Source organism: Moorena sp. SIO4A5, assembly GCF_010672005.1.
GTDB lineage: Bacteria > Cyanobacteriota > Cyanobacteriia > Cyanobacteriales > Coleofasciculaceae > Moorena.
Map to the genome: position 1 here is coordinate 1 of NZ_JAAHHZ010000153.1, position 13,183 is coordinate 13,183.

General features: G+C 45.5%; 11 protein-coding genes and 1 pseudogene. 5 read left to right on the forward strand and 7 right to left on the reverse strand.

Annotated features, from left to right (window positions below):
* Window positions 1-669 precede the first annotated feature (669 nt).
* On the forward strand, window positions 670-1,644 hold the full coding sequence (locus F6K57_RS29505) for a hydratase (RefSeq protein WP_293071811.1): 975 nt from the start codon (window positions 670-672) through the stop codon (window positions 1,642-1,644).
* On the opposite strand, the gene F6K57_RS29510 is transcribed toward F6K57_RS29505, so the two are convergent.
* Window positions 1,600-1,839: a hypothetical protein gene (locus F6K57_RS29510; RefSeq protein ID WP_293071812.1), complete on the reverse strand. Its 240-nt coding sequence runs from the start codon at window positions 1,837-1,839 to the stop codon at window positions 1,600-1,602. The two genes, F6K57_RS29505 and F6K57_RS29510, sit on opposite strands and share 45 nt — an antisense overlap.
* Before the next feature lie 26 nt (window positions 1,840-1,865).
* Window positions 1,866-2,282: a DUF2809 domain-containing protein gene (locus F6K57_RS29515; RefSeq protein WP_293071813.1), complete on the reverse strand. Its 417-nt coding sequence runs from the start codon at window positions 2,280-2,282 to the stop codon at window positions 1,866-1,868.
* 71 nt (window positions 2,283-2,353) lie between these two features.
* On the opposite strand from F6K57_RS29515, the gene dacB reads away from it, so the two are divergent.
* Together dacB and wecB are read left to right on the forward strand one after the other, a co-directional pair.
* On the forward strand, window positions 2,354-3,880 hold the full coding sequence (dacB, locus tag F6K57_RS29520) for a D-alanyl-D-alanine carboxypeptidase/D-alanyl-D-alanine-endopeptidase (RefSeq protein ID WP_293071814.1): 1,527 nt from the start codon (window positions 2,354-2,356) through the stop codon (window positions 3,878-3,880).
* 174 nt (window positions 3,881-4,054) lie between these two features.
* Window positions 4,055-5,242 (forward strand): UDP-N-acetylglucosamine 2-epimerase (non-hydrolyzing), encoded by a 1,188-nt coding sequence (gene wecB / locus F6K57_RS29525; RefSeq protein WP_293071815.1) that lies wholly within the window; start codon window positions 4,055-4,057, stop codon window positions 5,240-5,242.
* A 2-nt stretch (window positions 5,243-5,244) separates the two neighbouring features.
* Here the strand turns inward: wecB and F6K57_RS29530 are convergent, their stop codons facing one another.
* Window positions 5,245-7,155: a DUF4335 domain-containing protein gene (locus F6K57_RS29530; RefSeq protein WP_293071816.1), complete on the reverse strand. Its 1,911-nt coding sequence runs from the start codon at window positions 7,153-7,155 to the stop codon at window positions 5,245-5,247.
* 255 nt (window positions 7,156-7,410) lie between these two features.
* Here F6K57_RS29530 and F6K57_RS29535 point away from each other — a divergent pair, with 255 nt between their 5' ends.
* Window positions 7,411-7,551: a hypothetical protein gene (locus tag F6K57_RS29535; RefSeq protein WP_293024798.1), complete on the forward strand. Its 141-nt coding sequence runs from the start codon at window positions 7,411-7,413 to the stop codon at window positions 7,549-7,551.
* On the opposite strand, the gene F6K57_RS29540 is transcribed toward F6K57_RS29535, so the two are convergent.
* The 4 genes from F6K57_RS29540 to F6K57_RS29555 all read right to left on the reverse strand — a co-directional run bounded on the left by F6K57_RS29540 (window position 7,534) and on the right by F6K57_RS29555 (window position 11,909).
* Complete coding sequence (locus tag F6K57_RS29540) at window positions 7,534-8,121, reverse strand: DUF3038 domain-containing protein (RefSeq protein WP_293024800.1); 588 nt, start codon at window positions 8,119-8,121, stop codon at window positions 7,534-7,536. The genes F6K57_RS29535 and F6K57_RS29540 overlap by 18 nt on opposite strands.
* Window positions 8,122-8,313: 192 nt before the next feature.
* Window positions 8,314-8,436: a hypothetical protein gene (locus tag F6K57_RS29545; RefSeq protein WP_293024802.1), complete on the reverse strand. Its 123-nt coding sequence runs from the start codon at window positions 8,434-8,436 to the stop codon at window positions 8,314-8,316.
* A gap of 262 nt (window positions 8,437-8,698) precedes the next feature.
* Window positions 8,699-11,284 (reverse strand): endonuclease MutS2, encoded by a 2,586-nt coding sequence (locus F6K57_RS29550; RefSeq protein WP_293071817.1) that lies wholly within the window; start codon window positions 11,282-11,284, stop codon window positions 8,699-8,701.
* A gap of 388 nt (window positions 11,285-11,672) precedes the next feature.
* Entirely contained in the window at window positions 11,673-11,909 is a 237-nt protein-coding gene (locus F6K57_RS29555) for a hypothetical protein (RefSeq protein WP_364304519.1), read from the reverse strand.
* Window positions 11,910-12,070: 161 nt separating this feature from the next.
* On the opposite strand from F6K57_RS29555, the pseudogene F6K57_RS29560 reads away from it, so the two are divergent.
* Window positions 12,071-13,056, forward strand: a pseudogene (locus tag F6K57_RS29560) (transposase); the annotation flags it as partial.
* Window positions 13,057-13,183 lie beyond the last annotated feature (127 nt).

Below are 13,183 nucleotides of genomic sequence, written 5' to 3' on the forward strand. Positions count from 1 at the left end.
TGTTCCAGTGTTTGGTGATTGGTTCATTTTTACTTATTGATATATTTCCTAATCGCCAAGGTATGAGAGCAAGTCCGGAGGTGCGCTTGACCCATTAAGAATTAAATTCGCGCACCTTTAGGCAAAGCCAAACGCGGGGCGCGAACGGGCGCGCACCTCTTAATCACTTCGTATTCAGGGAAATTGTGACTTGTTACTTATTACTCGTTACTTGTTACTTGTTATTTTGTAGTGTAAGGATTTTGCTAGCTGACTATAGGCTAGTCAGTGAGACGCTCACACTCCACTTAAACATTTCAGATGTTCCGAGATCAGTGTTAAACCGGACATGATCTGACTTGGACTAATAATCTCTTGAAGCTGATCCTCGAAGACAGGGAATGGGATTTCCCGTTGATGGCTGAGTGTATTCAGTCAACCGTTAACAGTTAACCGTCAACACTACCGATTGCTGATTAGCTCGCCGAAAGTCGTGATCAACTAGTGTCTTGATTCAGTGATGGGATAAGCTGAAATCATCCCGCCTTTGTGTACGCTTTTTTATAAGCTTTTGTCTACGCTTATGGTTACCTCCTCTTGGTCGTGAATTCTCTATATGTATACTTCCCCTTCTGTAACTCAGAAGTAACACCACAAAATGGAACTAAAGCAATTTTCGGCTCTTGAGTTATGCCAAATGGTTTTAATAGTGAAAACAGCTCTAGCAACACCATGCAACATATCAAATCTATTTCCCTAGCAATTTTACTATTGGCTTCGGTTCTATATGTGCCAAGCTGCAAGCTCACTGGGGCTAAGAATAACTCCAACTCAACTAGTAACTCTTCTACTAAAGTTTTAGATCAAACCCCTGATGCTCGTCTGGTGGAGGAATTGACAACTAGCTATCTCAACAAAACCCCAGCTAGGGCAGTTGCGACTCAGCTAAGCGTTGAACAAGCTCAGGCTTTGCAAGACCAATTTGTACAACAGTTGAGCTCTAGTTTAGGAAACGTTGTAGGTTACAAAGCCGGACTGACTAATCCTGCTGCTCAAGAGCGCTTCAAAGTCTCTGAACCCATACGAGGTGTACTTCTCGAAAAGATGTTGCTCAACAGTGGAGCGGTTGTCCCTGCCAAATTCGGTACTCGACCTGTATATGAAGGAGACTTAATGGTTAGAGTTGGTAGCGAAGAGATTAATAATGCTACTACCCCTAAAGAAGCATTAGCTGCTCTTGATGCCGTCATTCCCTTCATGGAACTACCAGATTTAGTTTATGACCCAAAAGTGAGTCTTAATGGCACTGCTTTGGTAGCCATTAATGTCGGTGCTCGCTTGGGAGTTTTAGGAACACCGATTCCTTTATCTGCTACCCCTGATTGGGAAGAACGATTAAAAAATATCAAGATTGTAATGGTAGATAAGGCTGGCAATCAGTTAGCTGTTGGTAAAAGTAGTGCTTTATTAGGGAATCCGTTACAGGTAGTACTTTGGTTAAAAGATTCTTTGAAGGCATCAGGTAAAGTTTTGAAGAAAGGCGATTTACTGTCTTTAGGCTCCATGACTCCCCTAGTTCCTGTTAAATCTGGTACTACTATTCGTGCTCAATATATTGGATTAGATCCAAAAGACAAGGTAGAAATATCCGTTAGTTTTGAGTAATATTAAGTCCGGTATAACAAAGGGAATAGGGAGTAGGGAGTCGGGAGTCGGGAGTCGGGAGTAGGGAGTAGGGAGTCGGGAGTCGGGAGTAGGGAGTCGGGAGTCGGGAGTCGGGAGTAGCGATGTATCGCTTTTACAATTAGGCAAAAAGTCTAAGAAACTTCCCATACTTCCCACACTTCCTAGACTTCCCATTCTTTTTTACAAATATGAGATGCACCCTATCTAATCAGTTTACCGAACTGCGAAATTTGCCGTAACCATAGCCAACCTAAGACGCTGCCAATGGCATAATAGAGGAAATCCCACCATACAAAGGTAGTTCCTAAGAGAAATTTACCGATTAAGGAAGCACGAATCGGTGCTAATATAGGGGTTGGCCAAAGTTGTAATAATTCTATGGCACAGGTAACGCTAAAAACTCCTAAGGTAATTCGGGTTATTGCTTGGGGATTGGGGATAATAAAAAATATCAATAAACACCAAAAAATCTCATAAAAAATATCACCAGAGTAGTCATGAACCCATTTTTCTCCAAGACCAGAGTAGTATTTGGAAAAAATCCCTAATGGTGTAATAATCAATAGGGATAGGATAATCAGCCAGCGTTGAGGAGTAATTTTTAATAGTTTAGTCATTAGCGGATTAGACAAATGATTTGAGTGCTGAGGGCGTCAGTGGGTCAGTTGTGAGTTATGAGTTGTGAGTTATGCCAAATCCCTTACATCGATGGGGAAAACCAATAACTTTGCTGCTGTTGTGGTTAGCTGTACAGTTAGTCATCAAGCAAGGGGTGATGGCGACACCGACAGTAGTTGAAGTAGTTGAGAAACCGGAATCCTTTCGACAAAAGATTTGTCCTGCTGACTTAACTACAGCCATTGATGCCATAATCAGTCGTCCCGAATTTATGCGATCGCGTTGGGGGATTTTGATTCAACCCTTAGCCGACTCAGCTCCCCTCTACAGTCTTGAATCAGAACGTTTCTTTATCCCAGCATCCAATATCAAACTCTTTACCACAGCAGCAGCGTTACGTCAACTAGGTGAGCAATACCGGATTCGCACACCGGTTTATGGTACTGGCACTAGCCCCTATTTGACGTCCTTACGAATTGTGGGACAAGCAGACCCAAGCTTAAGCAATACCCAGTTAACAGATGTGGCACAACAACTAAAGGGTCAAGGGGTAAGGTTGGTGCAACAGTTAATTGTAGAAGATGGCTATACTCCCTATGGTATTATCAATCCAACCTGGGAGTGGAGCGATAGTTATCTATACTATGGCGCTTCGGTTAATCGACTTATTCTCAATCAAAATACTGTTGGACTAACCCTATTGCCCCAACAGCCTGGTAAACCATTGCGCGTTAGTTGGAGTGATGGGGTAGCGGCTAGACAGTGGCGTGTGGATAATCGTGCTGTTACGGGTAAGGCGGGAATACCATACTCAGTGGAAATAATGGGAGTTTTAGGTGAGCCGGTGTTAGTGATTAACGGTCAACTGGCAGCAGATGCTGCACCAGACTTTTGGGGGTTAGCAGTTCGTGACCCAGCCGATTATTTCCTGGAGTCCTTCCGCCGTATCCTGGAAGCTGAGGGAATTGCGGTGATTAAGGCACTGGTGAAAGACAGTTCAGCTAATGTGAATAATACACAGATAACCAATACAGAAATAACGACAGAGTTGGCAGCAGTGGAATCTCTTCCGTTAGCGCTATTGTTAAAGGAAATCAATCAGCAGAGTAATAATTTGTATGCTGAGGCATTATTGCACCAGCTGGAGACAGAGGAAAGGAGTGAGTCTAGCCCTAAGTTTGGTCTGGTAGCGGTTCAACAGAGCTTAACGGAGTTAGGGGTTGACCCAAAAAGCTATAGTATGGCTGATGGGTCTGGGCTATCTCGCCATAATTTAGCTAGTCCGTTTGCGATCGCACAAACTCTGAGACTGATGGCACAAACCCCATTAGCTCAGGTTTATCGAGAATCCTTGGCTACGGCTGAGGTTAGTGGAACTTTACGCGATCGCTTTCGTGATACCGCAGCTGTTGGTAAGCTCCAGGCTAAGACTGGTACATTAAGTGGTGTCTCAGCCTTATCAGGCTATCTTGATATTCCTGACTATCAAACCTTGGTATTGAGTATTCTGGTAAATCAATCTGACCAATCTGCTGCTAAACTCCGTAATGCTATTGATGAAATTGTTCTATTATTGACTCGCTTGGGTTATTGCTAAGTGTTGAGTGTTGAGGGGTAGCAACGGTTGAACATTTTTCGCAGCCCAACCCTCCCTCCCCGGGCCCGGTTTTCCCACGCCCGCTGACTCTTAGCCCTACTCCCTATTCCCTATTCCCTATTCCCGCGCAACCCAGAACGAAAGTACTTCAGCCAATTGAGAAATGCTGTAATTATGAAACCCCTGGAAATTCCCCCAGACCCTACACCCAAGACCCTAAACCAGGGTTCAACCAAGTCTCCAATTCAAATCTGTATCACATTAGGAACTCGTCCGGAGGCAATTAAGTTAGCTCCAGTGATTCTTCAGTTCCAACGCTCTGGTAAATTTAAGACTCAGGTGGTGTTAACGGGTCAGCATCGGGAAATGGTAGACCAGGTGATGGGGATGTTTGACCTGAGGGCGGATCGGGATCTAGAAATTATGCAGCCCAAGCAAACTCTGACCGATATTACTTGTCTTAGTTTACGGGGGTTAGAGGAATTATTTCAGGAATTGCAGCCCCAGTTAGTAGTTGTGCAGGGGGATACAACTACAGCCTTTGCTGCGGCCTTGGCAGCCTTTTACCAACGTATCCCGGTGGGTCATGTCGAAGCGGGATTGCGCACCAATGATTTGTTTAATCCCTATCCAGAGGAAGCCAATCGACGGCTGATTTCTCAGATTACTCAATTACATTTTGCCCCCACTCCCCTGGCAGTAGAGCATTTGCAGGGGTCTGGGGTCACTGGCGCAATTCATAAAACTGGGAATACGGTGATTGATGCCCTGTTGATGGTGGCTGAGCGGGAACCAGTGTGTGAGGTTCCGGGTTTAGATTGGGAAGGATACCGGACGATTTTAGCAACAGTACACCGTCGGGAAAATTGGGGGAAACCACTGGAGGATATAGCCCAGGGGTTCCTCCATATTTTAGATAAGTTCCCAGATACAGCGTTATTGTTACCTCTCCATCGTAATCCTACGGTCAGGGAACCCCTAAGGGCAATGTTAGGTGACCATGAGCGGGTATTTTTAACAGAACCACTGGATTATGTGGAATTGGTAGCAGCAATGCAACGGTGTTATTTAGTGATGACTGATTCTGGCGGATTGCAGGAGGAAGCACCGAGTTTGGGTAAGCCAGTGCTGGTATTGCGTAAGACCACGGAACGACCGGAAGCGATCGCAGCTGGGACTGGTAAGTTGGTAGGAACCGACCCGGAACAGATGGTAGGGGCGGCAAGTTTGTTGTTGAGTGATTCAGTAGCTTATCAGGGGATGGCAAATGCCATTAATCCCTTTGGGGATGGTCGTGCGGCGGAGCGTATAGTACAGATTGTGGAGGATTACTTTGGTCTAAATTTTTCTGACAATCAATAACCTCAATTCATTCCCTCCAACAACGTTTGAACCTTACCATCCGGGTGTAGCAGCACGCGAATTTTTGGTATACCTTCCCCTTCTAAAGGGGACACAAAAGTTTCACCGATCAGAGGTATGGGGGCGTTATCTATATAGGTTTTCGCTGCTTGCCCAAGGGGAATTATACGTCGGATAGTACCATTATTATTTAACCACAAACTATAGTTCAAGGTTTTCTGTAGCCCTTCGGGAGGTTGCCAGCGCTCCTGGAAATATCGTCTAGCTTCTGCTACCTGAGAAATCTTATCAAACAGGGTATTTTGAGATATCTGATTGGCAACGGTAGGCTCGGATGGGTTTAAAGAATCAGAAACAGGGCTACTCGGGACATTCAGTCCAGGCACAGCTTGATCGATAACAGAGCTACTCGGGACATTCAGTCCAGGCACAGCTTGATCGATAATTCTAGAGGTAGAAGAACCTCTGTCGAGAGTAGACACATTCTGTTGAGGAGCAGGGATGGCTTGAACCGCCACATTAGTAGTAGAAGAAGTAGAAGTAGAAGAAATCGAAGCAGTAGAAGTAGAAGAAATCGAAGACTCAACGTCAGGGATTACCACTGTTTCTGTGGGGATCGATAGACTTTCTCTAGAGGAATCCTGAGTTTCCAGCTCAGTAGGAGAAGGGGCTGGTTTAATAACCGGCAATTCTGACAAAGTTTGTACTACAGCGATGGGACTGGGTGGAGTTGGTTTGGGTTGGGTATTTGCCTTAGCAGTAGGTACATTAGTTTTACTAGCCTCAGAAACAGGTGCCTCACCGTTACTAGCCCCAGGAGCAGCAGCAGGACTAACAGCAGAACTAGCTACAGGACTAGTAACAGAAGTAGCTACAGGACTAACAGCAGAACTAGCTACAGAACTAGCAGCACTCAGTTTGGGAGAGTCTGGTGTCCTAGCTGGAGCAGGAACAATCTTGAGCATCGGACGTGAATTCGGGCGTGAAGCTATTGCTGGCGCAGTGCGTACTGGTGGTGGAGAGGGTGGCTTAACGGGAGGCGGTGGCGGAGTGCGTACTGGTGGAGAGGGTGGCTTAAGGGGAGGCGGTGGGGGTAACTTGGTTCCTGGGGACAGACGGGGTGGTACCGATGGAGTTGGGATGGGAGTGCTCGGTGCTGGGGGTACCTGGGAGATGGCTCGCTTTTTCCCAATCTTGCTGGACTCTAATGCTGTTGTTGGGACTTCTGTGGTTAGTGTTTTCCCTTGTTCAACAGGCTGAGGTTTCTCAAGCAACTTAATCACTGCTGCTGTTACACCCACTGCCAACACCATCGATGCTGCTGTACGCATCCAAGCGGATGATTCTGGTTTCCAACTGGGCTGATTGAGTTTTGGTAGGGATACTACTTCAGCCGCATATTCATCCAAAGCGGTAGCTAAATCAAACAGCTGTGTAGCACTTAAATCAACCACTGACCCAGATTCTTCATTAGCCAGCTTACCCAGAAACAGGCTATGGCTCAGTAAGCCTTTCGATTGCAGATGGATGCGCTGAGGCTGAGTTGGAACTGCTGTGGCATTTTCTTCCTGAGGGGTTGGAAGAGTTAGGAGAGTTAAGGGAGTAACCTCAGCCGATCGCGTAGCGTGGCCTACGGCCTTAGAGTTTCCAGAGGCAACCAGTTGCTTTGGGGACGGCTCAAGGAAGTGCTGAACATAGCCATCTACCGCTTCATACAACACATCTAAATCCTCTGCGTTGCCTCGTAACGTTACCTGTTGTTCTTCTGGCTTGCGGGGGTCATCAAAACGCAACTCAAACCGCAACTTCTTCACCACAGATTGTCCCACCCAGCGGGATAAGGGTGAGCGGTTTGCCCAAATTGATAGGGTACAGGTAGGAGGAGTGTAACGTCGCAGGACTATGTTAGTCATTGGTGATTATTTATTAGTCATTTGTTAATTGTTAATTGTTAATCGTTAATCGTTAATCGTTAATCGTTGATTTCTATAGCATTTCCCAAGAAATCATAAAACCCAATACTGATTTATCATAACACCAAAAAATCCTCTGCTCTCTTTCCTAATGTTCTCTGTTTACTGTTCCTATTCCGTTCTTTAATCAATTTTTTATCAAAAATGCTATAGCGTTTATCATAGCTATGAGGTACACATAATTTTTGACCATTTATGAGTTACCTACTCTCTACTCCCTACTCCCTATTCCCTATTCCCTACTCCCTACTTCCTAAAAACCAGGATTTTGTACCTCACCCAATTGATAAATGCTATATATTTTCCTGGATGCAATCCTTAAGATACTTTACCTAATAAGGCTAACCATAAACGCTGATGACCTTTTGCTCCACTATAGAAGAGTAATTTGATTAATAGTTTAAGAGCCAGTTGCTTTAAACTATCAGTTGACACCTTTTCTTCTTGCACCATCCGTTCTCGGTAAGTGTTATTAAAGTTGTCTAAATAATCTCCCAATAAAGCAGCACGATGAGGTTCACTGTTTTGTTGTGTCATTTGTTCGAGTAAAGCCACCGCACGACGGATTAGTTCTTGATGGTCTTTAGCCAAGTGACAGATGATTAAAACTAGCGATCGCGCTTCCTCCACATCCAGCTTTTTCCGTCCTCCTGAACTTTTGCGCAGGGGATTAGACTGACGCAGACGCCACAATGCTACTCGGTCTGTGATCATTGACTCTAAATTTAATTCAGCAGCAGCTTGCAGCATCTCCTCTGAGCCAATACCTGCTAGAGCTTCTAGGCTAAGCAAGACTAAATCTAGCTGGGTTTTGATATTATCGAGATCGATTGAGTCTGCGGCTTGACTCAGAGGCAAATCCTCCCAAGCAGGAGGTGATTTTGGCATCTTGACAGTGGAAACCATAATTTTATTTTACTAAAGCAAATCCGGTTTACCCGTCGCTGTTACAGGTTTGGAAACAGGACTACGAAAGATTAAGGTATGTTTCCTGCTGGTAAAGCTTTGGTTGTCTGTTGTTCGCGTAGCGTGGCCTATTGGCCAAGGTTGAAGGTTATCTGGTTGAAGGTTGTCTGGTTGAAGGTTGAAGGTTGAAGGTTATCTGGTTGAAGGTTGTCTGGTTGAAGGTTGTCTGGTTGAAGGTTGAAGGTTGAAGGTTGTCTGGTTGAAGGTTGTCTGGTTGAAGGTTGAAGGTTGAATGTTGTCTGGTTGAATGTTCAAAAATGCATTGTAACCTGCTAACCTGCTAACCTGCTAACCTGCTAACCGGTTAACCTGCTAACCTGCTAACCTGCTAACCTGCTAACCGGTTAACCTGCTAACCTGCTAACCTGCTAACCGGTTAACCTGCTAACCTGCTAACCTGCTAACCTACTAACCGGTTAACCTGCTAACCTGCTAACCTGCTAACCTGCTAACCGGTTAACCTGCTAACCTGCTAACCTGCTAACCGGTTAACCTGCTAACCTGCTAACCTGCTAACCTATTTAAGGTAAGCAACGGTAACACCAGTCCCACCCTCAGATTGTTCGGCTAGCTTAAAACGCTCCACGAGAGGGTGCTGTTCCAAGAAAGCGTGGACACCTTGTCTTAATCGACCAGTTCCTTTGCCATGAATAATCCAGAGTACTCCAAACTCTATCGCCTTAGATATTGCTTGGTCGATGTCAATCTCTGCATTAGCTACCCGACTTCCTCGAATATCAATGGTATTTTTCGAGGTGCGCACAGCCGTTGCTGGCGGCGAGACTGGGGTTGGGGCTGGAGCTGGTTTTGATGTAGTTTTTACCACATTTTCGGGTTTTTGTCCATCCAACGATTCCACATCTGCCAGGGCAACGGTCATTTTCATTAAGCCAAAGCGTACCGTTAGCTCCCCATTATCGGCGGCGCTGATTATCTCGGCTGTCTGATTCAATCGGGGGATGCGAATGCGATCGCCCACTTTGGGACGGAATCCTGGTTTTGGCTTAGGAGGCGGTGCGGCTGGGATTTGACGCTGGGCAATCTCCTTAAGAGCGTTTGTGGCTTTTTGGGCATTTTGAGCGGTTTGGGAGCCTTGCTGCAACTGCCGAATCACTTGGGCAATTTCTTTCTTAGCTTGTGCGATCGCATCTTGCACAGACCGTTCCTGGGAAAGCTTCAATTCCCGTTCCCGCTCCTGCAAAAGTTTTGCCCGTTCAGAGAGTTCCTGATGGAGAGATTCAGCTTGTTGCAGTAACTGATTTGCCTGTTGGGCTTTAGTTTCCTGAGTGCGCCGTTGAGCTTCTAAACCTGCAATTACCTCATTCACATCTTCCGAAGCTCCCCCCAAAAGGGTTTGAGCCTGATCCACCACCGATGGGTTTAACCCTAAGCGTCTAGCAATGCTCAAGGCATTGGAGCGACCGGGAATACCCCACAATAGACGGTAAGTAGGTGACAGGGTTTGGTCATCAAACTCTACCGAGGCATTCTCAAACCGCTCGTCTTGATATTTTAGTGCTTTGAGTTCCCCATAATGCGTAGTCGCAATGGTTAATTGTGTGGTGTTTGCTAGGTATTTCAGTAATGCGATCGCTAAAGCACTGCCTTCTGCGGGGTCAGTCCCTGCTCCTACTTCATCTAATAGTACGAGTGACGCACGAGGAGTTGTTCGCGTAGCGTGGCCTTTTGGCCAAGGTTCTTCAAGGTTGGCAGGTTGAAGGTTATCTGGTTGAAGGTTATCTGGTTGAAGGTTATCTGGTTGAAGGTTATCTGGTTGTTCGCGAAGGACTTTCAACCTACCAACCTGAAACTCTTGAGAACCTCCAACTTTCAACCTGTCAACCTGTAACTCTTCTTTTGGGGTAGTTATCGCCTCAATAATCCGACTAATCCGGCGAATGTGACCCGAGAAAGTGGATAAACTCTGTTCTATAGACTGCTCATCCCCAATATCTGCCAGAATTTGGTCAAACCAAGGGAGTTCTACTGGTTCCCTTGCTGGCACAAATAAACCGGCTTTTGCCATCAGTGCCGCTAAACCAAAAGTTTTCAACGTAACGGTTTTACCGCCAGTATTGGGACCGGTAATAGCAACTACCCGAATGTAGGACTGAATCTGGACATCAATCGGAACCACTGATGTGCCTTGTTCATGTTTTTGCTGCCAAACTAGCAGAGGATGGCGCAGTTGCCGTAGAGTAATGCTTTCATTCTGATTGCGGTCAATGAATCTAGGGGGATTGGCTTCTAACCACAGACTATACCTAGCCTTAGCGGTAGCTAAATCCAGGGTAGTTGCTACAACCAGCAACCGTTCCAAGTCTGGCTTAACTGCTGCTACTTGTTGGCTCAAGGCACGACGTACTGCTTCCGCTTCCACTTGTTCTTGCCGCCGCCGGGTCCGAAGTTGATTGCCTAAGCTAACAATAGCCTTCGGTTCCACGTATAGGGTGGCACCGGTGCTAGAGGTATCGTGAACAATACCAGGAATAGCATCTTTCTGGGGAGCTTTAACCGGGAGTACAAACCGATCAGCCCGTTGAGTAATTAACTGTTGCTGTAATGCCCCCCCTTTACGCTGGACAATCCCCTGGAGGATTTCATAAATTCGGTCTCGCAATGATTTAATCTGAGTCCGAATGCCTGCCAGTTTGGGGGTTGCCCGGTCAGCTACATCGCCTCGGTCATCGATACAACGGTGAATTTCTTGTTCAAGTTCTGGGTAAGTGCGGCTGTCAGCCACCAGTTCCTTCAGAATTGGGACATCCTCTTGGTCTTCAATAAACCGCCGTAGACGCCTCACACCAGCTAAGGTTGTTGCGATCGCTAATAGTTCCTCACCAGACAAAATGCCTTGAAGCTCTGCCCGCTCCAGAGATTCACCAATATCTTGGATGCCGTCAAAGGTTAGTCCTGTGTCTAAACTAGTTTCCAGTTGGTAAGCTTCTTTGGTTTGGGCTAGCAGGTCTAGGCTTTCCGGTTGAGTTGCTGGGGGGTGGAGATAACGAGCCGCAAAGGCTCCCAGCTTAGTAGCCGCAAAGGTAGCCAGGTGTTGGCACAGGCGGGACCATTCCAGTAGTTCTAAGGTTTCAGATTGAATCAAGGCTCAGAGACAAACGCATACCTCAATTGTATTATCCTATAATTCGGTTAGTAGTGGGAAAGTTTTGCTAGATCAAATTACCAATTATCAATTAAGTAAGTATTGAGCAGTCAGCGGTGAGCTTTTAGCTCACCCGTGCGCGTTCAGCCGTCAGCTTATTTTATTCACAAGCTGTCTCGTTCCCGTAGCTTTGCCTACGGCTAATGGCTGATAGCTGATAGCTGATAGCTGATAGCTGATAGCTGATAGCTGATAGCTGATAGCTGATAGCTTACCTAATTACTAATTGCCCTCTGAAAAAGACACAAAAACCCCAAATTGGGATATGCTGGAAATAGTTGATGTATGCCCTACTAGATTTATCCTAAATTCTCCTTCTTCAGATGGTTTAATCGTATGGTAGGGCTTCCCTAAGGTTTTTAGCCCCACTAAGAGTACTGCTTTTTGTATCCGGTAAAGTAGGAGTAGGTTTATAGGGCAGAGGAATATACTGTACCGATGGACGTCCACCTTGAGGTTGGGGGTACAAATCCATTAGTTTATAAATAGCTTTAGGTAGACCAACCGTAATAGGTAGACCCAGTTCAGAGGCTTCTTCGACAGTAATCGGACAGTCATGGGTGATTTGACCGAAAAACCTGAGGGCGCAAGCCCCTGGATTCTATCCATGGGGTTAGCCCGAACAGGAATTTATTCCCTAACAGCGATACGAACTTTTGCTTCAAGATATCGACTATAATAGCAAGTAATACATTAATCCCAAGGAGGTGATTTTAAGTGTTGGTTATGGAGTTCAAGGCTGTCCTAAAAGAGCCTCAAAAGTTGGCAATAAATGAAGCCATTAGAACGGCTCGCTTTGTCCGCAATAAGGTGCTTCGTTACTGGATGGACAATCGTGGTACAGGAAAGAAGGAACTCTATCGCTATAACACTCAACTAAGAGATGAATTTAAGTTTGTCAAAGACCTCAACAGTCATGCTTGTCAAGCCTCTGTTGAGAACGTAGAGCGTGCCATTAAACGCTTCTTTGACAACTGCAAAAAGAAGGTTCCTGGGAAGAAAGGCTATCCTCGTTTCAAGAAGCATTTTAGGTCAGTCGAATATAAGCAATCTGGATGGAAGTTATCCCCAGACAAGAAGTTTATCAATTTTACTGACAAGAAGGGGATTGGGAAGGTCAAACTCAAGGGCACCTGGGACTTATGGAGATTCGACCAGAAACTGATCAAGAGGGTTCGGATTGTTCAAAGAGCCGATGGGTACTATGTCCAGTTTTGCGTTAAAGTAGATAATTCCGAGCAGTTAGAAGCTACTGGTTTTACCATTGGCTTAGACGTCGGACTAAAAGAATTCTATACAGACTCTGATGGGTACTCCGAACCTAACCCTAGATTTTATAGAAAAGGTGAAAAACGTTTAAAATTTTATCAACGTCGGGTTTCCCGAAAAAAGAAAGGCTCTGCTAACCGAAAGAAAGCAATTAATAGGCTAGGTAGGACTCATCTTAGAATAAGTAGGCAACGTAAAGAACATGCCTTGAGACTGGTTAGAAGTTACCGTAAGAATAAAGAAGCCTTTATGGTTAGTCGGCTATGCATAAAAGGGTTAAATCTTTGTTATTAAGGCTTCTTTATTCTAAGGTTTCGTCTCCGGCACGTTGCGTAATCCGGTCTAACGACTTGGTCGCCTACGAAGATCTAAGAGTTAAGAACCTGGGTAAAAACCACTGTCTTGCCAAATCTATCAATGATGCAGGTTGGTACCAATTTCGAGGTGCGATTCGTTAGCTATAAACCTTATCCAATAAGGATTTGGAGGATTAGCTGCTTGGTTAAATGAACCATGACAACTTGATAACCATGGTGGTGAAATTCCACCCCTCGTGAAATCCGAGTGACA

Bases quoted from the DNA above. Each gene is read 5' to 3' on its own strand.
- F6K57_RS29510 (WP_293071812.1), bottom strand. From the start codon at position 1,839: ATGGGAAGTCTAGGAAGTGTGGGAAGTATGGGAAGTTTCTTAGACTTT.
- F6K57_RS29505 (WP_293071811.1), top strand. From the start codon at position 670: ATGCCAAATGGTTTTAATAGTGAAAACAGCTCTAGCAACACCATGCAA.
- F6K57_RS29535 (WP_293024798.1), top strand. From the start codon at position 7,411: ATGAGTTACCTACTCTCTACTCCCTACTCCCTATTCCCTATTCCCTAC.
- F6K57_RS29540 (WP_293024800.1), bottom strand. From the start codon at position 8,121: ATGGTTTCCACTGTCAAGATGCCAAAATCACCTCCTGCTTGGGAGGAT.
- F6K57_RS29515 (WP_293071813.1), bottom strand. From the start codon at position 2,282: ATGACTAAACTATTAAAAATTACTCCTCAACGCTGGCTGATTATCCTA.
- dacB (WP_293071814.1), top strand. From the start codon at position 2,354: ATGCCAAATCCCTTACATCGATGGGGAAAACCAATAACTTTGCTGCTG.
- F6K57_RS29530 (WP_293071816.1), bottom strand. From the start codon at position 7,155: ATGACTAACATAGTCCTGCGACGTTACACTCCTCCTACCTGTACCCTA.
- wecB (WP_293071815.1), top strand. From the start codon at position 4,055: ATGAAACCCCTGGAAATTCCCCCAGACCCTACACCCAAGACCCTAAAC.